We start from the raw sequence: 25,461 nt of genomic DNA, 5'->3' as shown, positions 1-25,461 counted from the left end.
TCGATAAAGGATGCCGGGCATGAGAACTATGACTGGAAGACCGCTGCGCGTGTTTGCGGCGGATGACTCCGCTGTCATGCGGGGCATCATGCACAAGCTATTTCAAGCGCACGATGCTGACGGATCGGCCGAATTGCCGCGCATGGAGTTGTGTGGCGTGGCACGGGATGGCATTGAATGTCTGGAAGAGGTGAAGCGCCTGGCGCCAGATGTTCTTGTGCTCGATCTCGAGATGCCTCGGCTGAATGGGCTGGAGGTGCTGGATCGGTTGCGGCTGCAACAGCCCAGTTTGCCGGTGATTATGTGCAGCGCACACACCGAGCATGGCGCACGATCTACTCTGGAGGCCCTTGCGCGAGGAGCAGCGGACTATGTGATGAAGCCTGGGGGGCAACGCGACGTCAACGCCGCCTTAGCTTCGCTTGCACAGCAATTGCTTCCGAAGATCGCTGCATTGGCGAAGCCGGCGGGCTGTGTCACGTCTGCACGTGCCGTCACAACCGCGCATGGGCGAGCAACACCAACGCAGAGCAATGGTCCGGTTGAACTTGTCGTGATCGGGCTTTCGACTGGCGGCCCAACAGCGCTTGAGCAGATGTTGCCGAAGCTGCCTGCTAATTTTCCTGCTCCGATTCTCATCGTTCAGCACATGCCGAAGTTGTTCACAGGTGCGCTGGCGGAACGGCTGAATCGGTCTTGCGCGTTGCGTGTGCAGGAAGGCTACGAAGGAGCAGTGGTGCGTCCTGGCGTTATTTGGATCGCCCCCGGAGACGCTCACATGGAGATTGCTCCGCAGAAGGCGATGCTGAGTGGGGAGCCGGTCGGCGCGCGGGTGCGGTTGCATCGTCAAGCTCCGCTGAACCATTGCATGCCTGCGGTGGACTATTTGTTTTTCTCTGCAGCCAGGATGTATGGCGCAGGTGCGCTTGCATTGGTCATGACTGGGATGGGATCGGATGGACTGGACGGCGCGCGGGCGGTGTATGAACGCGGCGGCACCGTGCTGACGCAGGATGAGGCGACATCGGCTGTATGGGGAATGCCAGGAAGAGTGGCAGAGGCGGGAATTGCCGCGGCCACTTTGCCGGTCGCGGCGATAGCGGATGCGTTGCAACAGAGGGTCAATGCGGGGCGGGCGGCAAGACCCGCTGCCGCGCAGCATGCGGCTGCGATGACGGCGCGGCGGGAGGTAGTGCATGGCTTGTACTGAGATGGACTATGCCTATCTGCGCGAGCTTGTGCGCGCGCAGTCGGCCAACACGATTGACCCTTCACGGAACGCATTGTTCGACACACGGTTGACTCCGATTGTTCGCATGGCGGGGGCGCGCAATCTTAAAGATTTTGTCGACAGGCTCAAGATGGATCGCCAGGCGCATCTTCATCGCGCAGTTGCAGAGGCAATGACGATCAACGAAACGAGCTTCTTTCGCGATTTGAAGCCGTTCGAGATGTTGCGCGATGTCATTCTTCCTCGCCTGATCGAACGACGGGAAGGGCAGCGGAGGCTTCGCATCTGGAGCGCTGCCAGCTCTACCGGGCAGGAGGCGTACAGCCTCGGCATGATGCTTGCGGAGCATTTTCCTATCGTGTGTGGCTGGGACGTGAAGATTATTGGAACAGACATCTCGCGTCACGTGGTTGAATATGCGCAGCGCGGAAGATACAGAAGATTGGAAGTCAATCGCGGCTTGCCTGCGCGCCTTTTGATGAAGTACATGGCTCGCGATGGCGAGGAATGGATCGTGAATGAGCGAATCCGGCAGATGTGCGAGTTTCAGCGAGCCAATCTCTGTGCTCCGCTGCCGAAGATGCCGCAGTTCGATCTGGTACTGCTGCGCAATGTGCTGCTTTATTTCACCCAGCAGGACAGAAGCATCCTCTTTCGTGAGGTGCATCGCAAGATGGCATCCGATGGCTGCCTGGTGCTGGGCAATGCGGAGCAGGCTGAGGATTCTACGAGCCTGTTCGAGGTGGAGTTCCTCAAAAACAGCTATTGTTACCGGCCTGTGATGGCTGTTTGAGAATCAAGCGACCGCTGGCGGTTATGCTTCTAAAAGCGTAGAAGCTATGCCGCGAGTTACTTCCAAATCGAACGCTTCGAGGGAAACAGCGAAGGCTGGTTCGAGTGGCGTTGCAGAGACGGATACGCTCGCCTTGTTTCATCCCATTACCGCGCGATGGTTTCGCAAGGCGCTCGGCAAACCGACGGCCCCGCAGGTCGAAGGGTGGCCTGCGATTGCGCGCGGTGAGTCCACCCTGATTCTTGCGCCTACGGGCACGGGCAAGACGCTGACGGCCTTTCTCTGGTGCATCGACAGGCTGATGATGCGGCCGGAAAACACAACTGCTTCTGGTTGCCGTGTCATTTATGTCTCGCCACTTAAGGCGCTTGCGGTAGATGTTGAACGAAATCTGCAGATGCCTCTGCATGGCATCGCGGAGATGGCGAAGCAAGAGGGCATCGAGGTGCAGATGCCTGAGATCAGCGTGCGCACTGGCGATACGTCGCAGCGAGAGCGTGCGCGATTCAAACGGCATCCGGCTGACATTCTGATTACAACTCCGGAGAGTTTGTATCTGCTGCTCACCTCGGATGCGGCGGAGTCGCTGCGATCAGTTGAGACCGTGATCATTGATGAGATCCATGCGCTGGTGCCAAGCAAACGTGGCGCGCATCTGATGCTGTCTGTGGAACGGCTGGAGTCTTTGACAGGGCGGCGTTTGCAGAGGATTGGACTGTCTGCCACACAGAGACCACTTGAAGAGGTAGCTCGTTTTTTAGGTGGGGCTGAGTCGTCGGAACCGATGGGCGAGATTGTCGCTGAGGTAGCTCCAACAAGCAATGAAGATCGTGCAGAGCAGCTGATCGAGAAGGCCGTGTTCGATGGTTCAACAGCGGATCGGGCGCTGCAGTATCGGTCCGTCACGGTGGTGAATGCAGGGGCGCGCAAAGCCCTTGAGCTGCGAGTCGAGGTCTCTGTTGAAGACATGGCGCGGCTTGGCGCAAGGACAGACGGCCCCTCTCGCGACGATCAGGAGAAAAAGCAGACTTCGATCTGGCAGTCGATCTATCCGCGCGTGCTGGAGCTTCTGCGTGAGCGGCGCTCGACGCTGATCTTCGTCAATGCACGTCGCACTGCGGAGCGGCTTGCTGGCGCGCTGAATGAGCTTGCAGGAGAGCCGCTGGCACGCGCGCACCACGGCTCGCTTGCGGCGTCGCAGCGGGCGGAGATTGAAACGCTGCTGAAGGCCGGCGAGATTCGGGCTCTGGTTGCTACATCTTCGCTTGAGCTTGGAATCGATATGGGCGCGATCGATCTTGTGGTGCAGATTGAAGCGCCGCCTTCGGTTGCTGCTGGAATGCAGCGGATTGGAAGAGCGGGGCATCGTGTGGGTGTGCCTTCGAGTGGCGTTATTTTCCCGAAGTATCGCGGCGATCTGGTTGCGTGTGCCGCTGTAACGCGCGCCATGCATGAAGGACACGTTGAGTCTACCCGCTTTCTTCGCAATCCATTGGACGTTCTGGCACAGCAGATTGTGGCAATTGTGGCCCATCCTCCGATCGTCAGTGCAAGTGCGAGGCGATATGGCGAGGATGACGGTCCTGGCATTGGCTATGAAGAGTTGTTTGCGCTGGTGCGACGCTGTGCTCCATTTTCTTCTTTGAGCAGCACTGCGTTTGACGGCGTGCTCGATATGCTTTCGGGGCGCTATCCGTCGGATGAATTTGCGGAGTTGCGGCCGCGTATTACGTGGGACCGGATTAACAACTGGCTGACGCCGCGCAGTGGAGTGAAGCGCGTTGCGATTTTGAATGCAGGCACGATTCCAGATCGCGGATTGTACGGCGTATTTCTGGCTGGAGAGCACGCGAAGCCGGTGCGCGTGGGTGAGCTGGATGAAGAGATGGTCTTCGAGAGCAAGCCGGGCGAGGTGTTCACGCTTGGTGCTTCGTCGTGGCGCATTGAAGAGATTACGCAGGACCGCGTGCTGGTTTCACCTGCTCCTGGCGAAGCGGGGAAGATGCCCTTCTGGCATGGAGACCGCGCGGGACGGCCGCTGGAGTTTGGGAGGAGGATTGGCGCGCTCGTGCGTGAGTTGCGCGAGGCTCCGCACAGCGTTGGCATGGCGCGGTTGACTACGGAACACGATCTTGCACCGGATGCGGCGGAGAATGTGCTGCGCTATCTGACCGACCAGCAGCTTGCTACGACGATCGTTCCGGATGACCGTAGCATTGTGGTCGAGCGTGTGCGTGACGAACTGGGCTTCTGGCGGGTCTGTGTGCTCACGCCGTTTGGCAGCAGAGTTCACGCACCCTGGGCTGTTGCAGCAGCGGCAAAGGTCAGCGCTAGTGGTGGTCCCGATGTAGAGACGATGTGGAGCGAAGATGGCTTCGTGCTTCGTTTTCCTGAGACGGATGAGCCGCCTTCCGTCGCCCCATTGCTTTTAGAGCCTGCTGAAGCGGCCAGTCTCGTGATTCATCAGCTGGGCGCGACGGCTTTGTTTGCGGCAAAGTTTCGAGAGAGCGCGGCACGGGCTTTGTTGTTGCCCAGGCGGCGCGCGGATGGAAGAACGCCGCTATGGCAGCAGCGTAAACGGGCGTATGACCTGTTGAGCGTGGCGAGCAGGTACTCATCATTTCCGATTTTGCTGGAGGCTTATCGTGAGTGCCTGCGCGACGTATTCGATATGCCTGCGCTTGCGGAGATTTTGCGCGGTATTGAAAGCAGCGAGTTGCTTGTTCACACGGTGGATACGACGAGGCCAAGCCCGTTCGCCTCTGCTGTGCTGTTCAGCTATGTTGCCAACTACATCTATGACGGTGATGCTCCGCTGGCTGAGCGGCGCGCGCAGGCGTTGACGATCGATCAGAACCAGTTGCGTGAGTTGATGGGCGAAGCCGATCTGCGCGAACTGCTCGACCCGAACGCGATGGATGAAACGGAGAAGCAGTTGCAGTGTCTCGCTGAGGGATATCGTGCGCGCGACATGGATGCTGTGCACGATATGCTGCTTCGGCTGGGAGACCTTTCGCGGGAAGAGCTTCGCACACGATGCGCGACCGAGGAGATTGCAAACAGTGCTGCCTGGCTGTTGCGTATCCGGCGCGCAATAGAGATCGAGGTTGCTGATGAGAAGCGGCTGATTGCAGTCGAAGACGCGGCGCGATATCGAGATGCGCTTGGACTGGAGCTTCCGAAAGGGCTTCCTGCTGTATTGCTGGCCCCTGTGACGGACGCGATGCTGGACCTGATGCGGCGATTTGCGCGGACGCATGGACCTTTCACAGCACACGAAGCGGCTCGGCGTTTTGGTGTCTCTGTCGAGCGCGTTGAACCGGTGCTGGAGCGTCTTGTCCAGTCGGGGCGCGTCGCAGAAGGTGGATTCAGACCGGAAGGTTCGCATCGTGAGTGGTGTGACGTCGAGGTTTTGCGAACGATACGGCGCAAGTCACTGGCGCGGTTGCGCAAGGAGATTGAGCCGGTTGAAGAGCGAACGCTGGCGCGGTTGATTACACGCTGGCAGGGCGTTGTGCAGCCTCGTCGTGGACTGGACGCGTTGCTCGATACGATCGAGACTCTTCAAGGCGCGGCGTTGCCCGCTTCGATACTTGAGACGGAGATTCTTCCTGCGCGCATCTCGAATTACAAACCTGCCGATCTCGACATACTGATCGCCGCAGGTGAGGTGGTGTGGTGCGGGATCGAATCGCTAGGCGAACATGATGGGCGGATTGCTCTTTATCTTGCCGAGAAGTTGCCGGCGCTGTGGGCGCCAGTAAAGAGAGAAGGCGCAGCCAGCGAACGCGAGCAGCAGATCGTTGATTATCTGCGTGAGCATGGCGCGTCGTTCTTCGCGGAACTGCATGAAGGCATCGGCGGAGGTTATCCCGGAGAGACGGTAGCTGCGCTTTGGAGCCTGGTGTGGAAGGGCCTGGTCACAAACGATGGCATGGCTGCGCTGCGCGCCTATTGTGAGCGGCCTGCGTCGAGCAAGCCTGCTCGGCGCGTGCATCAGCAGACGGGATTTCATTCGCGCCGGACGACTCCGCCTGCCGCTCAAGGGCGGTGGGCGCTGCAGCGGGCTGCGTTTGCTGATGAGCGTCCTACACCCGAACGCATGACCGAGTGGAGCCATGCGATGGCGCAGCAGTTGCTTGCGCGCTATGGCGTTGTGTTCCGCGAGACGGCGCATGCGGAGAACCTGCCCGGCGGTTTCTCTGCTGTCTACGATGTGATGAAGGCGATGGAGGAGAGCGGGAAGTTGCGCCGCGGATATTTTGTGGCGGAGCTGGGGGCCACGCAGTTCGCTGTGCCCGCTGCGGTCGATCTGCTGCGCTCTCTGCGCGCGCAGAGTGATCCGGCGCGGGTGGAGATAGTGCAACTTGCGGCGGCTGATCCGGCGAACCCATACGGCGCTTTGCTGCGCTGGCCCGAAGAGGGGATGGCGCTCACAAGAAGCGTGGGTGCGCGCGTCATCCTGTGCGATGGCGATCTTGTGGTATACATGCGTCGCGATAATCCGAATGTGCAGATGTTTCTGCCGGAGGACGAGCCGCAGCGGTCACATGTTGCCGAACGTCTTGCGAAGTTTCTGGTTGAGCAGGTGCAGGCGCAAGGTGAAGAAGACCTGCGGGCCGGGATGCTGATCGCCACCATCAATGGGGGGCCAGTAGCGGAGCACTGGATTGCCCGGTATTTACTGGAGGCGGGATTTTCCGCGGGAGCGCGAGGGTTCAACGTGCGAAAGCAGCGTGCGGCTGGAGCGACGCAGCAGCGTTCCTACTGAGGCGGTTCGGATTGATCTTGCTGATCTTTGTTTTTATCTTTGTTGCCGCCACCGAATATCTTCTGGAAGAAGTTTTTCTTCTTCTTGGGCTGTGCCTGCTGGGTTTCAGGAGCAGTCTCTGTGGGTGGGGCTGGTGGTGCGTGCGTGTTCTGAGTTGATGGCGGTTGTTGCGGCTGGGCAGGCTGTTGTTGCTGCGTTGGGGTGTTCGTGTGGCCGCCGAACCCGAATATCTTTTCGATGAAGTTCGCCGGACTCTCGTGCATCTGGCTGCAGGTGTTGGCTGGAGCGGTGCCATCGAGGAAGGCAACGGTGATGTCGTTGTCCGGGCAGGACGAGTCGGCCAGCATGTTGGTGGTCTTGTCGATCCTGTCGATGGTGATGCCGCTGGGAGGCGTGAACGGCTTCACGTCGGAGTACTGCGGAAGCTGAACGGCGCGCTTCATGAACTCGGCCCAGATCGGCGCGGCCGCATCTGCTCCCTGGAGCTTGATGTCGGTGTAGTCGTCGTTACCGACCCAGATGACGCAGAGCAGGTTCGAGGTGTAGCCGGCGAACCATGCATCGTGCTCCGTGCCGGTCTTGCCCGCTGCGGGCGCGGTGAAGCCGAGCGCGCGCACGCTGGATCCCGTGCCGTAGTTGATCACGTCTTCCATGAGCGACTGCGTGAGATAGGCTACGCGAGGATCGAGCACCTGCTTGGCAACCGGCGAGAAGTCCGAGACGATATCGCCGTTCGGGTTGCGCACGGAGGCGAGCATCCACGGATCGATGTGAACGCCGTTGTTGGCGAAGACGGTGTACGCGCCAGCCATGTCGATGGGCGTGGCCGCGTAGGTGCCGATGGCGACGGACGGAGTCGCGCGTGCGTTGGCGATCCCTGAAGAGCGGGCAAGCGCCGCGACGTTTCCGTAACCGACCTGCTGGGCCAGCGCGATGGTGGCGATGTTCAGTGAGTGCTCAAGCGCTGTGATAGCCGTGACCATGCCCGGGTACTCGCCTTTGACAAAATTCCCTGGCATATATGATTTGTCGGCGGTGCCGAAGTCCTGCTGGTCGTCGTTGATTTGTGTCAGCGCAGTGAAGGGGCCGTTACCGTCGAGGTTCGTGTTATTGAGCGAAGTGTTGTACGCCGCAGCATAGACGAACGGCTTGAAGATGGAGCCGGTGGGGCGCTGGGAGAGGGCATGGTCGAGTTGCGACGCGCCGTAGTTTCGGCCGCCAACGAGCGCCAAAACCTGGCCGGTGTGCGGGTTGATGGCGATGAGCGCAACCTGTGGGTAGGTGATGTCGCCGGCAATCTCGCCCTTGCGGTTGCGATGCTTGCTGCGGACCAGCTCATCGACGTGCTTCATGCCTTCTTCAACGGCTTCGGCAGCGATGCGTTGCAGGTCCGGGTCGAGCGAGGTGTAGATGCGCAGGTTCTGGTGCGCGAGGTCCTGGTCGCCGATGCGCTGCACAAGCTGATCGTGTACCAGGTCGACGAAGTAGGGAGCTTCGCCGGCGTCGACATTGGGCGGAGCGAGATGGAGCGGCTCGGCCTTGGCGATTGTGGATTCGCTTTCGGTAATGGCTCCGGTCTCGACCATCGAGTCGAGCACGATGTTGCGGCGCGCGGTTGTGCGTTCCGGATGGCGATACGGATTCAGGCGACTTGGACTCTGGATCATGCCGGCGAGCATCGCGCACTGCGCTGTGTCGAGCTGGCGCAGGCTTTTGCCGAAGTAGGTCTGGGATGCCTCGCCGAAGCCGTTGATGGCGTAACTGCCGCGATGGCCCAGGTTGATCTCGTTGGCGTACATCTCGAATATCTGCTGCTTGCTGAACCGTGCCTCGAGCTGAAAGGCGACGAGGATCTGGTTCATCTTGTATTTGATGTACTCGAACTTGCTGGAGCGGTTGGGTTGGACGAAGAGGTCCTTGGCAAGCTGCATCGTGAGCGTAGATCCGCCGCCGCGGAATCTGCGGTCGCCGATGGCGTCGTGCCATGCCCAGCCAATCATGCTGTGGTAATCGACGCCGCTATGCTCGAAAAAGCGGCGGTCTTCGATCGAGGTCACGGCCTGCACCAGGCGCGGCGGAATCTGGTCGTACGTGACCATCCGGCGCTTGGTGCGGTTGGCGTCTTCGGAGAGCGAAGTGATGAGCTGCGGCTCCAGCTCGTAGGCAGACAACTGCGCGCCGTTTTCTGCCGCGATACTCGTGACCACGCCGCCTGTGGTGGTGATGGTCGCGCCGTCGGTGGAGTGGTAACTCTCGGGGCCGGGCTTGATGAAGATGCTGTCGCCGTTGAGCTGGAAGGTGCCCATCTGCGGGTTGGCGTTGTAGTTGGCGCGGCGCAGGTCGGCGGCGATCTCGGAGGCGGTCAGCTTCTGGCCGTCGCGGACCTCCTTCGGCGCAGCGTAAATCTGTGAGACGCTGGCGAAGAGATGGCCGGAGGCCAGCCGGTCGTCCACGACGTGCTTGTAATGAACGTAGTAGTAGCTGAAGACGCCGACGCATAGAACGGCGCATCCCAGAAGGAAGACCAGAAATGCCTGCAGGACCCTGTAGCCGAAGGTGTCCTGCGCTCCACCGCGTGCGCTGCCGTATTTGAGTTTGACTGGCAAAATGCTCTTTCGATTTGGACGATTAGAGTTACATTCCGGCAACCGGGTTGTGCAGGGCTGATGTTACCTTGGCGGCAACCTCCCGGGCTACATTGTCGAGTGCAAGGTCACTCGTTTGGTTCTGGAGGCGATCTACAAATTCAACTTTGCCTTCCGCTACTCCACGTCCGATATTGATTCGATAGGGGATGCCAACCAGGTCGGCGTCCTTGAACTTTACGCCGGCGCGCTCGTCGCGGTCATCGAGCAGAACGTCGACTCCTGCGGATTCAAGCGCAGCGGCAACTTTTTCGCCCGCCTCGCGCAAGGCGGCGTCGCCGACGTTCGTGATGGTGACGACTACCTGGAACGGCGCTATGGCCGGATGCAGCGCGTAGGACGCGCCTGCGCTGGCCGCGGCAGAGCTTTCGATCGCGGCCGTGAGGATGCGCTCGATGCCGATGCCGTAGCTGCCCATAATCGGCGTGACTTCTTTGCCGTCACGGTTGAGCACGCTCGCGCCCATCGACTGCGTGTACTTGCGGCCGAGCTTGAAGATGTGGCCGATCTCGACGGCTTTTGCGACTTTGAGCGGCTGTCCGCTGATGGGGCACGGTTCGCCCTCGTTCACGTTGCGGATGTCGGCGATTGCGGTCCAGGTGAAGTCGCGGCCCGGTGCGACGTTGCGGAAGTGATAGTCGAGTTTGTTTGCGCCCGCGACCATGTTCTTGCGGCCTTCGAGGCCTTTGTCGAGGATGACGGTCGTGGCGCGTGGATCGCCCTTCGCTGCGGGCAGGACTTTGAGGCCGATGGGGCCGAGGTAGCCTGCGGGGCCTTCAAAGTAGAGCGCGAGCTCTTCGGCGACCATCGGGCGCAGCTCGGAGACACCAGCTACTGCGCACAGCTTCGTCTCGTTGACGAAGTGGTCGCCGCGCAGGAAGGCGATGACCGGCTGCTCGACGGTCTTGCCATCGGCGGTCTTCGTCTGGCCCATGTAGGCGACGGTCTTGATGTCGGACGCAGGGGAGATTTTGAAGAACTCGGCAACGTCGGCAATGGCAGCTTTGCCCGGTGTGTGAACAAGCTCAGGCGTGCCGTCGCCCGTCGGCTCCATCTCGGTGACTGGCGTGAGTTGCGAGGTCGCCTTTTCGAGATTGGCCGCGTAGCCAGAGACGCTTGATGCGATGAGGTCTTCGCCCGCGTCGGTGTAGACCATGAACTCCTGCGAGGCCGAGCCGCCCATTGCGCCGGAGTCCGCTTCGACCGCGACAAACTGCAGGCCGCAGCGCGAGAAGATGCGGCGGTACGCCGCGTCGTGCTTGCGGTAGCTCTCGTCGAGACCGGTCTCATCGATGTCGAACGAGTAGCTGTCCTTCATGATGAACTGCCGCACGCGCAGCAGGCCCGACTTTGGCCGCGGCTCGTCGCGGAACTTCGTCTGAATCTGATACCAGATCTGCGGAAGCTGCTTGTAGCTGCGCAGCTCCTTGCGGGCGATGTCGGTCATGATCTCTTCGTGGGTCATGGCCAGGCAAAGCTCTGCGCCTTTGCGGTCCTTCAGGCGAAACATGTTGTCGCCCATGCCGGTCCAGCGTCCGCTGGCCTCCCACACCTCTTTAGGGTTCAGAGCAGGGAGGAGGAACTCCTGGCCGATCGCGTCCATCTCTTCGCGGACGATGGCGATGATCTTGTTCACCGAGCGATTGCCGAGGAAGAGGTAGCTGTAGATGCCCGCGCCAAGCTGGCGGACGTACCCTGCGCGGAGCAGGAGCTTGTGACTGGCAACTTCGGCGTCGGCGGGTGCTTCACGAAGGGTCGGAATAAAAAGCTGGGACCAGCGATGCATTGGCAAACAAACACTTTCCTGCCGGCTGCGATGATACGCGCGGGCTTTTGGGGGATGATTGTCAATTCTATAGGAAGGGAAGTGGCGGAGAGACAGGGATTCGAACCCTGGATACCTTGCGGTATACACGCTTTCCAAGCGTGCGCCTTCAGCCACTCGGCCATCTCTCCGCAAGTATTGCGGCCTCTATGAATTTAACACAGACTTGCCGCCAAAGCCGAATCGCCGCATCCTTCAGTCGTGAGTTGATTGGAACGAATAATAGCTTGAGCCGTTCTGGATCCCTCTGAGAGAATGGCCAGCATGAAAGCGCGGCTGTTCGATACGCTTCGTAGTTCACGCTCTGCCCCCTTCATTGGGGGAACCTTCTTAGGCATCCTATTGGATAAACTTTTCGAGAATCGTGGCATCGACTGGCCACTCCAGATTGATGGAATGATCGTCGGCATCCTAACCGTCTGGGACATTCAGCGCCTATGGGTATGGCGCAAGCGCCGTGACAATGCCGGTGAGATGAAAATTGTTGCTGCAATCGTCGTTGTTGGTGTTTGTCAGATCGTTTTTTCGGTTCATCGGGGAAACCAGCCGCGGAGCATCGAGGATGGGATTGCAGCAATCAGTATGGTTGGTTTGGCTGGACTCCTTCTCTGGAAGAGGCTCAACCCTACGGCGACTTAGCCGCTTCTCATCGATTCCAACTGACTCACACTCATCAACTGTAGAGATTAAGGCCGCTGCGCCGTGATGTTCTGCGCGATGTTGCTCTTTGCTGCGAGACTTACCGCGACACCGCCGCCGAGATAGCGCGCCAGCGTTGCTTTGTCCTTCCAGTTGATGTCCCACCCGTCCTCTACGGCGATCAGGATGTACTCGCCAGGAATGATGTCCCTCATGATGAAGCTGCCGTCGGTGTTGCTTTCGTCGCGCCGAACGAACTGGATTGCGCCCGGTTCATCGAGTGTTGCTGGAACAAGCATCACCAATGTGCCTACTGAAGGTTTGTCGCCACGAGCGACGACGCCCGCCAGCTGTGCACGACCTTCGACGACATGCAGTGTGAGGGTAGATGCGCCCTCAGGAAGCGTCACCTGGCGTCCGGCGACCTGTGCGCCTTTCGCCGTGATTCCGGCCAGATAGATATCGGAGTTGTTGCGTGTTGTACGCAGCACTACGTTGTACTTTCCTGGAGGGACATTCAGCATCCTCGGTGGCCGCTTCTTGTCTGCGCCATCTGCGGGTTTTGCGACGCGGGCAGGCATTTGCCTCGACCGGTTGAATCTCGACACACGCAGACCGTCCGTTATAGCGAATGTGCGCCCGTTCGCACCGATAAGACTTGCGATGAGCGAACCCGTCTCATCTTCAGGTATGCCGTCAATCTCAATCGTCACATTGGCTTCATTCAGCGCGCCATTGAAGCTAAGCGTCTGTCCACCGGTGGCAACCTGAACGCTTGCGCGCAGGTTTGGCGCGCCCGGACCAAGGAGTTGCACCTGGTACAAACCCGGCGTCAGCCCTCCGACATCAATCTGGCCATCGGCGTTCGTCCGGACTACTGGCTGGACAAAATAGTTTCCGCCGTCAACGCGCTGCACGACAGGGAAGTAGCGCGCGCCTCGGCGATCTCCTGTCTCTGCTGGCGGGTCGATCAGCAGATGCAGCGCAGGGACCGGTTGCAGATGAAAGTCTGCCTCGCGCACATCGCCGCCCTTCAGCATGAGCGCTTCGGCCGCATCCGGGTCGGAGCTGCCGGGAAACCAAGTAACCGGGTACGCGACATCGAGCGATGGATCGAGCGGTGGACTATCACTTGAATTTTGCTGCCCACGTCCGGCGGCAACGGCATACCACGGCTGCGCGGTTACGCAGAGGCGATACTCTCCCGGTTGCAAGCCATCGAACTCATACACTCCACGGTCGTCAGTCTGCGCTATGCGACGCTGCGACTGCCCTATGCCCTCTGGCGTAGCCTGCTCTACGCGGACCAGCGATACCTGCGCGTTGCGCACGGCCTCGCCAGCCTCGTCTGTGACGATGCCCTTCACCATCGCTTGCGGAGCAAGCGCGAATGTAATCTCTGTCGCGGGGTGCTCCGCAGTCAGCACGACGCCGCTCGAAAACTGCTCATGCCCGAGATATCCGTTACGCACAAAGCCACGCCCCAGGGCCGTTAAATTCCACATACCCGCTGAAGGCAGTTGGATGTTAAATCGGCCTTGATCATCTGCATCCACTTCAATGGATGAGTGCTGCCCATTCTGTGAACTCGCGCTTACAAATGTTGCGACCAGGTGTCCATGCATCACTGGCAAGCCATCGGCACTGCTAACGAGCCTTCCGGTAATTCTGTACTGCGGGGGAGTTGCGGATGCGGCAGTTGAAGTCTGAGCAAACACGGCGATGCCGGCCATCAGAACGGCAGAGAGCAGGGAAGAGCACGTTCGCCGCATCATGGCTTGATCTCCTCATCCGTCACGGCGTCAAGATCGAGCGTTGCCTTGTCTCCTGCATGGATGGTCACGGTCCGCACGTGGCTGGCATAGGGCGCCAGTGTGTCAGGATTGCTGAAGTCAGCCTCATGCATCTGCGAAAAGGCCACAACCTGATAGCTTCCCGGCGCAAGCCTTGCTGTGTAGGATCCACTCAGGTCTGAGGACATCCCGCCTATGCTGACACGGTTGTCCGCATAGCTCATCAGGCGAACTACAGGAATCAGACTCGGGGTTGTAGGAATCAGATAGATCCAGCTTCTTCCCGCCGCGCCATTCACGCTCACTCTGCCGGAGAGCGTTCCGGTTTGATTGCTGACCATCAGTTCAATGGGCTGGCCTCCCCCTCCAGGGGCAATCTCGATATCTTGCCGCAACAGGTCGCGGTCACCATAGGTGGCCGACTCGACGTACCACGGGCTGCCAGTGTTCCGCGCCACCAGCCGGTAGGTGCCTGGAGAGGCCCTGAAGCCAAACGAACCGTCTTTTTGCGTAGGTCCAATCATCCCCGCGGTCATGTCCTCGGACTCGGACTGCAATATCAAGCCCAGAAGGTAAGGATTCGGAGGCACCGTCGCGCTTGCATTATCGGACGTAGCCGAATTGACCTGAATCTCCAGCGGCACGGTCGGTACAGGCTGAAACCGCAACACTGCACCCGACACATCATGGCCAGCCACCGTGACGTTCGTCTCGGCAAACTGCACGCCATCAGGACTGTACTTGGTTGCCGATAAGGTATAGCTTCCATCCGGCAGTTCGAGCTTGAAGAGATCGCCTCCGACGCTTTCGCTTTGCGCCCCGACCTGAAAAGCGCCTCCATTTGCCGTGTGGACCTGAATCGAAGGGATGCCCTGGGTCGAAGATTCAGCAGAGAGCCATACGGCGTGAGCGGTGCCAACAAATGGGTGCAGATCGACATGCTGTTCTTCGCCACTACCCAGCTTGATTAGATTTGAAGTGGTACTTGAGGCAGTTTGCGGAAATATAAGGGGTATAACGATATCTCCTTGTTCCGGCTGATTCATCGCGTAGAAAGTCCGCAGTTTGTATTCGCCGGCCGGCACAGGAATCCTGAACTCCCCTCGGCCATTGGTGCGTGACATCTGAGAGATGGGTTCCCAGCGATGCCCACCTGCGTCGAAGACGATTCGCATGGCGTTGATCGATACGCCGCTCAGAGGAGTGCCATCCGGGGCGGTGACCGTTCCGGTCAGCAGCGCCTCCGGGTAGAGCCGCAGGGTCAGCGGCGCACTCAAGTCGGCGCTGGACAGCATGTGGGAGCCGTCGTTCCTCGGCTCAAGCGAGAAGTAGTAGCCGGGCTTCGTCACCCGCAGCATCGCGTTCGTCTCGCTGAACTGATCGAACTCGAACTTGCCTTCGTGATCGGTCAGGATCGCCCTGCCGCCCAATTGCACCAGGACACGCGCAATCGGTGAGCCTGTGTTCGCATTCACGACAGTGCCCGTGACGTTGACCGGCGCAGCGTTCGTGCCTGTGCTCGACTGCGCATAACCGATACCGTCCATCTGGCCGCGCAATGGAGGGCCGAATGGACTCAACGCCAGCATCAGTCCGCAGCATCGCAGCCAGAACTTCATCGTGATCGGCAGCACCAGGCGTCCTCACAGCGGAACATTCATAATGACGATTACCGTTGCTGATAGTTTGACACCACGTCGCAAGAAAATGGGCCGCAGCAGGTAGCTTGCCAATGGTTTTGCTCTGAATCCACCGCGCTTAACGTTTCTCACAGGGCACAAGTTCCCACTTCGTTACTCCCACCCCCGAGTGGTGGCGTATACGCTTTGAAAGCTGCCACGGAGCCCCCCTGTGAAATCCCTGATTTTAGTCCTTAGCGTCTTCGCCTCTGCTTTCCCGCTTGCCGTCCAGGCACAGGTCTGGCAACCGTCTGCGGGACACACACAGATTCCGATCTGGCCCGGAACTCCGCCCGACGCGCGGCCCGCCGTGAAACCCGAAAGCGCCATGTTGGACACGAAAGAGCTGGTCGCCGGCAAACCGTGGACGTACATCAGCAACGTCTCCGTGCCGACCATGACGGTCTATCCGGCACAGGGCAAAAACACCGGCGCCGCCGTCATCGTCTTTCCCGGCGGAGGCTACGAGATCCTCGCCATCGACCTCGAAGGCTCGGAGGTCTGCGACTGGCTCGCTGCGAAGGGAATTACCTGCGTGCTGCTCAAGTACCGCGTGCCCGCGCCGCGCTCCGACCCGTATTGGGGAGCGTATCCTCAATCGCCCATCGCTCTGGAGGACGCCCAGCGAACGATGGGGCTCGTGCGATTGCATGCCGCGGAGTGGCACATCGATCCGCATAAGGTCGGAGTGCTCGGATTCTCTGCAGGCGGGTCTCTGGCGGCAGAGATCAGTACGCACTTTAATAAGCGCCTGTATCCTGCTGTTGATGCGGCAGATAAAGAGAGCTGTCGTCCGGACTTTGCCGCGCCCATCTATCCGGGACATCTGGCCCTGAGTAACAAAACCTTCAATCTGAACCCATACGTTCCCGTCACCAGCCAGACCCCGCCTACATTTCTGGTTCAGGCAGAAGATGACAACGTGGACGGAGTGCAGCAGGCACTGGTCTATTACATTGCATTGAAGAAGACCGGCGTCCCGGTGGAGATGCATCTGTACGCACATGGCGGTCACGCCTTCGGCCTGCGCCGCACGAAGTATCCCATTACGGCATGGCCTGATCTGCTTGAGGCGTGGTTGGGAACTATCGGGATGATTCCCAGATAGCCTGGCCGGGCTCAATCTAATGTCCGATAACACATATTATGTATAGTGACGCCGTGCGGCTGGATCCAGCCCATAATCCGTCTAGCGCACTGCCGTCAGCCGCCGGTCGAAGTCAAATGTGATTGGCTTCCCTGTACGGACCTTTCGAAAATCGGGATGACGTGGGTTGAGCAGAAAGTTTGCTTCTCCGGGCACAATGACGCTTGGAACGCGCAGGACTGACGATGACTTGCCTGCCACCCATGCGTCTCCCAAGGCCTGAACCTCGGCTGGCGGCGGATCTGCTCTCCAGTTTTTGGGTAGCATACTGCGGTCCAACTCGGCGACCAGAGACTCGTCGAACGAGACCTCGATGAGCACGTATCGCTGAAGTATCTGAGGCGAATCCAGATGGACCAGCATCTCAAGCGCAGCCAGCGCCTGGGACTGTGCCGTGTAGACAACAGCCGTACCACGCGTGTTCCATCGGCCTCCATACAGCCGGGCTCCTTCGCCCGTGAAAGCCTGGGCGACGAGTTTCTGCTTGGTGATTCGCCATGCTGAAAGCATCAGGAGAAGACGCCGTGTTCGAGCCGTCCGATCAGGTCTTCGACTTCCCTTGCGCCTATCTCCGTCTTCGCATAGGCCAGTGGGGACTGATGGTTCAGGGCCTTCTTTGGAGACGTGAGCCATGTTGCCGCCGCCTTCCGGTCGCCCTCAAGCAGCTCGACGCTCTTTTCGTACAGGTTCGCAATGCGGAGCAGGCGCTCCGACTCTTCAGGGGCGAGCCGGCCTGAGGATTTGCGCCGGGCCAGTGTGCGCTCCGGGATTCCGATGACAGACGCCAGCATATTCAAAGGAAGCCCACTGGCCGATTCAAGGGTCTCCAAAGCGGCAAAGGAAAAGCCGCCTTCGATCTTTCGAATCAGGTCGACCGTGTCGCCCGAGGACAGCCCGAGACTCGCGCCGCGCCTTCGGGACTGGGGCGAAACGTGCTCGGAGGGCCAGAGAACGTGGGCCGCTTTTGCTGCAGGTGCCATGATGCAATGCTATCGGGCTTCTGCCACATTGTCAATTATTATATGCCAAGTGGCGAAGCGCCTTTGATACCATCCCTTCAGGTTGTCGATGAGAATTGTCCAAACCGTCTTCGGCACGTTCCATCACTTTGAGCTGGCGCGAGAGCTTGAGCGGCGCGGCCTGCTTGAGATGGTCTATTCGACGTATCCGTGGCGAAGGCTCCAGCGTGAAGGTGTGGCGCGGGAAAAAGTTCGCACCTACCCCTGGTTTCATACGCCGGAGATGGTGATGCTCCGGATGGGCATCAATATTCACTGGCTGCGCGATCCGCTCAGCTACGCGAACGCTCTCGCCTTCGATGCATGGACCAGCCGCCGCCTTCGCTCGCAGCCTGCGCCAGACGTGTTGATTGCCATCTCCGGCTCCAGCCTGAAGACCGGGCGTGAGCTTCAGGTGCGAGGTACACGGATGGTGTGCGATCGCGGCTCATCGCATTTTCGCTATCAGCACGATCTTGTTGTCGATGAGTTCAAGCGCTGGGACGTAAGCTATCCCATCGCCGACTTGCGCGATATTGAACGCGAAGAAGAGATCTACCAGATGGCAGACGCGATCACTGTTCCTTCACGTTTCGCTGCGCGGTCGTTTGTCGAGATGGGACTGCCTCCTGAGAAGGTCCACGTCATCCCGTACGGTGTGCGGCTTGAAAACTTCCGCCGCACAGCCGAGCCAGCGCCTGGGCGCTTTGACGTGCTCTTTGCCGGTGCTGCCGGATTGCGCAAAGGAGTTCCCTACCTGCTTGAGGCTTTCAGCAGGCTCAGGCATACAGCCAAACGCCTCCGTTTTGCCGGCGACATTCGCCCAGACATCAAGCATGTGCTCGAACGGCTGCCGCGCGAGCACGTCGAGTTTCTCGGCCCCGTCTCGCAACCCAGGCTCGCCGAGCTGATGAGCACAAGTCATGTGATGGTGCTGCCGAGCATTGAAGAGGGTCTCGCGCTCGTGCAAGGACAGGCATTCGCCTGCGGCTGCCCCGTTATCTGTACGACGAACACAGGCGGCGAAGATCTCTTCACCGACGGCGTCGAAGGCTTCATCGTTCCTATCCGCGACTCGGATGCGCTGGCAGAGAGAATGCAGCTACTCGCTGACGACCCCATGCTGCAGCAGCGCATGAGCCACGCTGCGCTCGATCGCGTTCGCACACTTGGAGGATGGAACGATTATGGCAACCGCTGGGAGGCGCTGCTGCTGCAGCTCGTCTCTGAAGTGCCTGCTGCAAACGTGCCGCCGCCGACAAAATGAACCACCTCAACACGGTCGCCTGCGTGCAACTCCGCATCGGCCCATCCGGCACGCGGCACGATCTCGCCGTTCAACTCCACGGCAACGCGGTCGCCCTTCAAGCCGAGCTCCTGGACCAGTTCTTCAACCCGCGCGGACCCGGAGAGAGCTTCAAAGCTGCGCGGCTGACCATTCAAAACCACTGTAAGCGCCATACTCTTTCAGCTTAACAGGTGCTTCTGGCGAAGCGGCTACTCCAGCAGCCAGCTCGCGCATCCCATCACAAAATCTTCGAGTGGCCGGCGCACGCGGGCGCCCTCGGCGTACTCCAGAAAGACCGCGCTGCTCAATCGCCGAAGGATGCTGATCGCCTCGTCGTCTGCGGCGCTGGCGCGCCTCTCGGAAAATCCGCGGTTGTATGCCAGATACTCCGCCGCGTGGCCCAGCATCTGAAGCGTGCGGCCATGATGGTTTTTGGTGATGCGCCGGACGGTGAGATTGACTCGGCCGCCATCGAGCGGAAATCCCGCAGGAGGCCGCCGAACAAGCGGTACCAGCGCAGGGCCGGGATGATTCTGATGAGGTGCAGTTGTAGGCATGGAGCAAAATCCTCCGTCCTACTTCCTATCGGCGGACTTGCTTATCCCTTGACTGCTGGCTGCATCGTGACCGGCACCTGCTCGACGATTTCGATGCCAAAGCCATGCAGCGCAGGCACATGCGTTGGCGTATTGGAAAGCAGACGAATCTTGTGGATGCCCAGGTCGGAGAGAATCTGCCCGCCCAGCCCGACCTGACGCAGCGTACGATGCGCGCGCTCGTCGTGGCCCTCCCGCGCCCGCTGCTCGCGGTGAAACACCACACGCGCCGGAGTGACCGTCTTGTCCAGGCCAAAGCCCTTCGTGCCGTTGTGCAGATACACCAGCGCGCCTCGGCCCGCCTCGGCAATCATCCTCAGCGAGTTCTCCACGATGGAGCGGCAGTCGCAGAGTGTGGTCGAAAACACGTCACCGGCCAGGCAGTGCGTATGCACCCGCACGGTCACCGGTTCGTTGCCGCTCACATCGCCCAGCACCAGCGCAATATGCGACTCGTCGCCCTCGACCTCGCTCTCATACGCGATCATGCGGAACTCGCCATGTGCCGTCGGCATCACCGACTCAGCCACGCGATGGATGTACCGCTCATTCTGCAGCCGGTAGCGGATCAGCTCAGCCACCGTCACCATCTTCAGCCCATGCTGCTCGCAGAACGTCACCAGATCGGGAACGCGCGCCATCGTCCCGTCTTCATTCATGATCTCGCAGATAACGCCGGCAGGAACAAGCCCAGCCATGCGCGCCAGATCGACCGAAGCCTCCGTCTGCCCAGCGCGAACCAGTACACCGCCCTTGCGCGCACGCAGCGGAAAGACATGTCCCGGCCGCGCCAGATCGCGCGACGTGGACATGGAAGCGATCGCCACCTTGATCGTGTGCGCGCGGTCTGCGGCGGAGATGCCCGTCGACACGCCCTCGCGCGCTTCAATACTCTCGGTAAACGCGGTGCCGAAGCGCGAGGTGTTCTCGCGCGTCATCGGCCCCAGCCGCAGATAGTCGGCGCGCTCCTCGGTCAACGTCAGGCAGATCAGTCCCCTGCCAAACTTCGCCATGAAGTTGATGGCTTCGGGTGTCACAAACTCCGCGGCGAGCGTCAGGTCGCCTTCATTCTCGCGGTCTTCGTCATCGACGACGACCACCATCCGGCCGGCGCGAATCTCATCGACGGCTTCTTTCACCGAGGCAAACATGCAGGCTCTCCTCACCAATGCATCTGTTTCGATGCATCTCCATCATACGGGCGATGCAATAAAAGAACGCCGCCTCTATTGGCCCGAGGCGGCGTTTCTCTATTTCTGGTTTGCTTCTACTACAACTGCAACTACAACGTCGATTCGATCTCGAAACCCCAGGCCTCAAGCAAGGCTTCCGGAATGTACTTGGAGTTCTTATTCCGCCGTGCCCACTCGCGCAGTCGCGTTGAGCGGACATACTGGTCAGGCGTTAATTTATACTCCTTCACGACCTGTTCAAACGAAGTGACCGTCGGGACAACCGGGCCAATCGGCTCGGGCTTGCCCCAGTTTGGATTTCCACGGCGCTTTGCCATATTGAATTCAGTACCTTTTCTTCAGGATTTACTTCCATACAGCGTCCCCAACAACTCATCGGGGAGAGGATGGCTGGGAGAGATACATCTTGTTACATTCTAAGGCATTTAACCGTGAAAATCAAGGTTTTCATGCCTTTTGGGACCCTCCAGATGCGCAACTTGCGCCATATCTGCGCAGAAATGCGTACCTCCGGAAGTACCCTCTCTCCACATGCATGCTGCATACAGCTTCACGTGCCTGCTCAACTAGACTCCGCTTGATGGCTGAAAGTAATCAGGCAGTCCGCGATGTGCTCGGAGAACCTGAACCATGAATCGTCGCATGGCAGCTCACCGGTAGACACAATCCGAACTTTCTCCTACACTTCTGGTCAAACCAAAAACGCTTCATTGCCCGAATTTGCAGATCAGATCGCCACGCATCTCCAGTTCGGCAATGGCATCTTTTGGAGCGGCTCACCCGTCTATTTCGATAGGCAGCTTCGTTCACAGACATTTGTTTGAACCCCAACCAAAGCAACGCACGAGGACCTGCAATGAGTTCCCCTCTCTGCACCGAGCTTGAAGAGCCTCTTTCTCCCTCCTCCGATCAAACGACACCTCATCCAGAAGGCGAATTTTCCCGCCGGACCTTCGTCAAAGCAGCAGGCATTTTAGGAGCTGTCACGGCCACCGGCCTTCCACATTTTGCTGAGGCGGAAGACGCCCAGGCAGCCGTCTCAACTGCGCCCCACACGGTCGATCTCACCTTGAAGATCAACGGCAAATCGCATGCTTTGACTGCGCTCGACACCCGCACCTCTTTGCTCGACGCGCTCCGCGAGTACCTCGACCTGACCGGTAGCAAGAAAGGCTGCGACCACGGCCAATGCGGAGCCTGCACGGTACTCGTCGATGGCCACCGCGTCAACGCCTGCCTTACGCTCGCGGTTGTTGCCGAAGGCGCGGAGATCACCACGGTCGAAGGCCTCGCAAACGGCGACACACTCAGCCCCGTGCAGCAGGGCTTTCTCGATCACGACGCCTTCCAGTGCGGCTACTGCACGCCAGGGCAAATCTGCTCTGCCACAGCGCTGCTCGAAGAGCACAAGCGGCACGACCTCAGCACGGTCTCCTTCGCGACTGGCCAAACCAGTACACCCGAACTCACCGACAACGAGATCCGCGAGCGCATGAGCGGCAACATCTGCCGCTGCGCCGCCTATCCCAACATCGTCGCCGCTGTCCGCGCGGCGTACAACGGAGGCCGCGCATGAATCCCTTCAGCTACGAACGCGCCACCTCGTCCGACGCCGCCATCCATGGCGTATCTCTGGGAGCAAAATTCATTGGCGGAGGCACCAACCTCGTCGACCTGATGCGTTACGACGTCGAGCACCCGTCGAAGCTCATCGACGTCAACCACCTCCACCTCGACCAGGTCACGCGCCTGCCCAACGGCGGCGTCCGCATCGGCGCCAGCGTGCGCAACAGCGACCTCGCCAACCACGAGCTCATCCGCACGCATTACCCGCTGCTCTCCGAGGCGCTGCTCAACGGCGCCTCGCCCCAGTTGCGGAATATGGCCACCACGGCCGGAAATCTGATGCAGCGCACCCGCTGCTACTACTTCATGGACACGGCCTTCCCTGCCTGCAACAAGCGCAATCCCGGCTCGGGCTGCGCGGCCATCGAAGGCATGAACCGCATCCACGCCATCCTCGGCGCAAGCAGCTCGTGCATTGCGACAAACCCCTCCGACATGAGCGTGGCTCTCGCCGCCCTCGAAGCCACCATCCACGTCGAAGGCGAGAACGGCAAGCGCGAGATCGCCATCGCCGACTTCCACCTGCTGCCCGGCGACACGCCGCAGATCGAGACCACGCTCAAGCCCGGCGAACTCATCACCGCAGTCGATCTGCCCGCGCCGCGCTACTCACGCAACTACCACTACCTGAAGGTCCGCGACCGCCAGAGCTACGCCTTCGCGCTGGTCTCGGTCGCCTCCGCGCTCGAACTCGACGGCAACACGATCAAGTCCGCCCGCCTCGCGCTCGGCGGCGTCGCTGCCAAGCCCTGGCGCTCGCCCGAAGCCGAAGACTCGCTCAAGGGCGCGACCGCCGGCCGCGAAGCCTTCCGCAAAGCAGCCGAGCTCGCACTCACCGGAGCGAAGCCCCAGAAGGACAACGCCTTCAAGATTGAGCTGGCGAAGCAAAGCATCGTCTACTCCCTCACCCTCGCACAGCAGAGACAAGGAGCACAGGCATGATCGCCCAAGAGGTACAGACCAACGTTCCACCCGACACGCGCGAGCTGGGCCACCGCTACGACGGCGTCGCCAAAGTCACGGGCCGCGCGAAGTACGCAGCCGAGTTCCCCGTCAAGGGAGTCGCCTACGGCCACATCGTCACCGCAACCATCCCCGCAGGCGAAGTCGCGTCCATCGACACCTCAGCCGCCGAACGCGCATCCGGCGTCCACAACGTCCTCACGCCCTTCAACGCGCCGCGCGTCACCGTCTCGGGCAACGTCAACATCCTGCAGGACACGACTGTCTATTTCAGCGGCCAGCCCATCGCCGTCATCGTCGCGCGTTCCCTGCCCGAAGCCCGCCAGGCCGCGAAGCTGCTGCGCATCACCTACAAAGAGCAGCCCGCCAAGCTCGGCTTCCACGCCCACCTCGCCGACGCCCGCCCGCCGGGCCGCGGAAGAGAAACCCGCCGTGGCGACCCTGATGCTTCGCTCGCCAAGGCCGCCGTCGTCATCGACAACATCTACTCGACGCCCATCGAGAACCACAACCCCATGGAGCCGCACGCCACCATCGCTTCATGGGATGGCGACAAGCTCGAAGTCTACGACGCCACGCAAGGCATCTCGGGGACGCAGGGCACGCTGGCCCGCACCTTCGGCATCCCGCAAGCCAACGTCCACGTCATCAATCCCTACGTCGGCGGAGGCTTCGGCTGCAAAGGCTACACCTGGTCGCACACCGTACTGGCCTGCATGGCGGCAAAGGTCGCAGGCCGCCCCGTGAAGATCGCGCTCGACCGCGGACAGATGTTCGGCCCCGTCGGCTCGCGCCCCAACACGTACCAACACATCAAGCTCGCCGCCGCGTCCGACGGAAAGCTGCTGCTCCAGCACCACGAGTCCACCTGCTACACCTCGCTCATTCAGGACTGGGTCGAGGGCGCAGCCGGCCAGACCTCGCTCATGTACGACAGCGAATCGCTCTTCACCGAACACAAGGTCGTCCCGCTGAACCTCGGCATGGGCACCTGGATGCGCGCACCGGGCGAGTCCACTGGCAGCTTTGGTCTCGAAGTCGCGCTCGACGAACTCGCCGAAAAACTCAACATGGACCCCGTGCAACTGCGCCTCATCAACTACGCCGAAAAGAACCCCGAGAACGGCAAGCCGTGGTCGAGCAAGCATCTCCGCGAAGCCTATTCGCAAGCAGCCGACCGCTTCGGCTGGTCCAAGCGCAACGCCAAGCCCGGCCAGATGCGCGAAGGCGACCTGCTCATCGGCTACGGCATGGCCACGGCCAACTACGGCGCGGGCCGTTCGCCATCGTCCGCCATCGTCCGCATCCAACCCAACGGACGCGTCTACGTCGGCATCGGCACGCAGGACCTCGGCACCGGAACCTACACCATCCTCGCGCAGTCCGTCGCGCAGGCGCTCAACATGGACCCATCGCTCGTCGACGTGAAGCTCGGCGACACCACCCTGCCCCGCTCCGGCGGCTCCGGCGGATCAACCACCGCCGCCTCCGTCTGCCCCGCGGTCTACGAAGCGGCGGTCGCAGCCAAGGTCAAACTCGCACAAGTTGCCGTCGCTGACCCGCACTCGCCCTTCCACGGCGCAAACGCAGACGATCTCGACACACGCGATGGTCAGCTCTATCTCAAATCAACGATGGCCAAAGCAGGCGCGGACCCGGAGAGCATCACCGCTCTGATCGCCCGCAACGGCGGCGAGGCTATCGAAGCAACAGCTACCTCGCAGCTCGCGCCCGACCGCGACACCTTCACCTCGCACTCATGGGGAGCGGTCTTCGTCGAGGTCGCTGTCAACGCGCACACGCACATGCCGCTGGTGCGCCGCGCTGTCGCCACCTACGACATCGGCACGCTGCTCAACAAGAAGACCGGCACCAACCAACTCTCCGGCGGTATCGTCTGGGGCATCGGCATGGCGCTGCACGAAGAGGCGCACATCGACCATCGCTATGGCCGCACCATCAACGAGAACTTCGCCGAGTACCACGTTCCCGTCAACGCCGACGTGCATGAGATCGACGTCACCTGCCTCAACATTCCCGACTACAAGTTCAACCAGCTCGGCTGCAGAGGCATCGGCGAGATCGGCATCACCGGCGTCGCCGCCGCAATCTCAAACGCCATCTACAACGCCACCGGCAAACGAGTCCGTGATCTGCCCATCACGCTCGACAAGCTGATGGCGTGAAATTAAAACACTTTCACGCACGAAGAGCCGCCGCGAGGCGGCTTCTTTGTTGATATACCCTTGAATCCCTCTACTCAAACGTTTACCT

Annotated in this window: 19 protein-coding genes and 1 tRNA gene; 9 read left to right on the top strand and 11 right to left on the bottom strand. The window is 60.3% G+C overall.

Annotation, left to right across the window (positions count from 1 at the left end; genetic code table 11):
• Nucleotides 1-19 precede the first annotated feature (19 nt).
• From cheB to IEX36_RS03670, 3 genes are read left to right on the top strand one after another with little or no spacing between them, the layout of a single operon-like run.
• Nucleotides 20-1,210, top strand: a complete 1,191-nt coding sequence (cheB, locus tag IEX36_RS03680; protein WP_188757955.1) for a chemotaxis-specific protein-glutamate methyltransferase CheB — start codon at nucleotides 20-22, stop codon at nucleotides 1,208-1,210.
• On the top strand, nucleotides 1,197-2,024 hold the full coding sequence (locus IEX36_RS03675; protein ID WP_188757954.1) for a CheR family methyltransferase: 828 nt from the start codon (nucleotides 1,197-1,199) through the stop codon (nucleotides 2,022-2,024). The genes cheB and IEX36_RS03675 overlap by 14 nt, the downstream gene beginning before the upstream one ends.
• 46 nt (nucleotides 2,025-2,070) lie before the next feature.
• On the top strand, nucleotides 2,071-6,795 hold the full coding sequence (locus IEX36_RS03670) for an Lhr family helicase (RefSeq protein ID WP_188757953.1): 4,725 nt from the start codon (nucleotides 2,071-2,073) through the stop codon (nucleotides 6,793-6,795).
• Here the strand turns inward: IEX36_RS03670 and IEX36_RS03665 are convergent.
• The 3 genes from IEX36_RS03665 to IEX36_RS03655 all read right to left on the bottom strand — a co-directional run bounded on the left by IEX36_RS03665 (nucleotide 6,789) and on the right by IEX36_RS03655 (nucleotide 11,396).
• Nucleotides 6,789-9,401 (bottom strand): transglycosylase domain-containing protein, encoded by a 2,613-nt coding sequence (locus IEX36_RS03665; RefSeq protein WP_188757952.1) that lies wholly within the window; start codon nucleotides 9,399-9,401, stop codon nucleotides 6,789-6,791. The genes IEX36_RS03670 and IEX36_RS03665 overlap by 7 nt on opposite strands.
• A 28-nt stretch (nucleotides 9,402-9,429) precedes the next feature.
• Nucleotides 9,430-11,226 carry a proline--tRNA ligase gene (locus IEX36_RS03660; protein ID WP_188757951.1) on the bottom strand — a complete coding sequence of 599 codons (1,797 nt, stop codon included), beginning with the start codon at nucleotides 11,224-11,226 and terminating at the stop codon, nucleotides 9,430-9,432.
• Nucleotides 11,227-11,308: 82 nt separating this feature from the next.
• Nucleotides 11,309-11,396: transfer RNA gene (locus tag IEX36_RS03655), tRNA-Ser, on the bottom strand.
• A gap of 133 nt (nucleotides 11,397-11,529) precedes the next feature.
• Between IEX36_RS03655 and IEX36_RS03650 the strand changes: the two genes are divergently transcribed.
• Nucleotides 11,530-11,904 (top strand): hypothetical protein, encoded by a 375-nt coding sequence (locus IEX36_RS03650; RefSeq protein WP_188757950.1) that lies wholly within the window; start codon nucleotides 11,530-11,532, stop codon nucleotides 11,902-11,904.
• 47 nt (nucleotides 11,905-11,951) lie between these two features.
• Here the strand turns inward: IEX36_RS03650 and IEX36_RS03645 are convergent, their stop codons facing one another.
• Both IEX36_RS03645 and IEX36_RS03640 read right to left on the bottom strand, forming a co-directional pair.
• Entirely contained in the window at nucleotides 11,952-13,679 is a 1,728-nt protein-coding gene (locus IEX36_RS03645) for a carboxypeptidase regulatory-like domain-containing protein (RefSeq protein ID WP_188757949.1), read from the bottom strand.
• The gene (locus IEX36_RS03640) at nucleotides 13,676-15,316 is read right to left on the bottom strand and encodes a carboxypeptidase-like regulatory domain-containing protein (protein WP_188757948.1); all 1,641 of its coding nucleotides are present in this window, start codon (nucleotides 15,314-15,316) and stop codon (nucleotides 13,676-13,678) included. Before IEX36_RS03640 ends, IEX36_RS03645 begins: the two co-directional genes overlap by 4 nt.
• Before the next feature lie 232 nt (nucleotides 15,317-15,548).
• Here IEX36_RS03640 and IEX36_RS03635 point away from each other — a divergent pair, with 232 nt between their 5' ends.
• Nucleotides 15,549-16,484: an alpha/beta hydrolase gene (locus IEX36_RS03635; protein WP_229668684.1), complete on the top strand. Its 936-nt coding sequence runs from the start codon at nucleotides 15,549-15,551 to the stop codon at nucleotides 16,482-16,484.
• A gap of 81 nt (nucleotides 16,485-16,565) precedes the next feature.
• On the opposite strand, the gene IEX36_RS03630 is transcribed toward IEX36_RS03635, so the two are convergent.
• Together IEX36_RS03630 and IEX36_RS03625 are read right to left on the bottom strand one after the other, a co-directional pair.
• Complete coding sequence (locus tag IEX36_RS03630) at nucleotides 16,566-17,033, bottom strand: RES family NAD+ phosphorylase (RefSeq protein WP_188757947.1); 468 nt, start codon at nucleotides 17,031-17,033, stop codon at nucleotides 16,566-16,568.
• Nucleotides 17,033-17,503, bottom strand: a complete 471-nt coding sequence (locus IEX36_RS03625; RefSeq protein WP_188757946.1) for an Xre family toxin-antitoxin system antitoxin — start codon at nucleotides 17,501-17,503, stop codon at nucleotides 17,033-17,035. The genes IEX36_RS03630 and IEX36_RS03625 overlap by 1 nt, the downstream gene beginning before the upstream one ends.
• An 88-nt stretch (nucleotides 17,504-17,591) precedes the next feature.
• Here IEX36_RS03625 and IEX36_RS03620 point away from each other — a divergent pair, with 88 nt between their 5' ends.
• A complete protein-coding gene (locus IEX36_RS03620; RefSeq protein ID WP_188757945.1) occupies nucleotides 17,592-18,788 on the top strand; it encodes a glycosyltransferase in 1,197 nt (398 codons plus the stop codon).
• Here the strand turns inward: IEX36_RS03620 and thiS are convergent.
• The 4 genes from thiS to IEX36_RS03600 form a co-directional block, all read right to left on the bottom strand.
• Nucleotides 18,707-18,982 (bottom strand): sulfur carrier protein ThiS, encoded by a 276-nt coding sequence (gene thiS / locus IEX36_RS03615; protein ID WP_188757944.1) that lies wholly within the window; start codon nucleotides 18,980-18,982, stop codon nucleotides 18,707-18,709. The genes IEX36_RS03620 and thiS overlap by 82 nt on opposite strands.
• A gap of 36 nt (nucleotides 18,983-19,018) precedes the next feature.
• Nucleotides 19,019-19,366 carry a hypothetical protein gene (locus tag IEX36_RS03610; RefSeq protein WP_188757943.1) on the bottom strand — a complete coding sequence of 116 codons (348 nt, stop codon included), beginning with the start codon at nucleotides 19,364-19,366 and terminating at the stop codon, nucleotides 19,019-19,021.
• A 41-nt stretch (nucleotides 19,367-19,407) separates the two neighbouring features.
• Nucleotides 19,408-20,556, bottom strand: coding sequence for a 3,4-dihydroxy-2-butanone-4-phosphate synthase (ribB, locus tag IEX36_RS03605; RefSeq protein WP_188757942.1), 1,149 nt, complete (start codon nucleotides 20,554-20,556; stop codon nucleotides 19,408-19,410).
• A gap of 131 nt (nucleotides 20,557-20,687) precedes the next feature.
• Nucleotides 20,688-20,915, bottom strand: a complete 228-nt coding sequence (locus IEX36_RS03600) for a hypothetical protein (RefSeq protein ID WP_188757941.1) — start codon at nucleotides 20,913-20,915, stop codon at nucleotides 20,688-20,690.
• Nucleotides 20,916-21,454: 539 nt separating this feature from the next.
• Here IEX36_RS03600 and IEX36_RS03595 point away from each other — a divergent pair.
• The 3 genes from IEX36_RS03595 to IEX36_RS03585 are packed head-to-tail and all read left to right on the top strand — an operon-like array spanning nucleotide 21,455 to nucleotide 25,373.
• The gene (locus tag IEX36_RS03595; protein ID WP_188757940.1) at nucleotides 21,455-22,174 is read left to right on the top strand and encodes a 2Fe-2S iron-sulfur cluster-binding protein; all 720 of its coding nucleotides are present in this window, start codon (nucleotides 21,455-21,457) and stop codon (nucleotides 22,172-22,174) included.
• Nucleotides 22,171-23,166, top strand: coding sequence for an FAD binding domain-containing protein (locus tag IEX36_RS03590; RefSeq protein WP_188757939.1), 996 nt, complete (start codon nucleotides 22,171-22,173; stop codon nucleotides 23,164-23,166). The genes IEX36_RS03595 and IEX36_RS03590 overlap by 4 nt, the downstream gene beginning before the upstream one ends.
• A complete protein-coding gene (locus IEX36_RS03585) occupies nucleotides 23,163-25,373 on the top strand; it encodes a xanthine dehydrogenase family protein molybdopterin-binding subunit (protein ID WP_188757938.1) in 2,211 nt (736 codons plus the stop codon). Before IEX36_RS03590 ends, IEX36_RS03585 begins: the two co-directional genes overlap by 4 nt.
• Nucleotides 25,374-25,461 lie beyond the last annotated feature (88 nt).

This window comes from Edaphobacter acidisoli (assembly GCF_014642855.1).
Lineage (GTDB): Bacteria > Acidobacteriota > Terriglobia > Terriglobales > Acidobacteriaceae > Edaphobacter > Edaphobacter acidisoli.
This window is presented reverse-complemented; position numbering and strand designations above follow the sequence as displayed.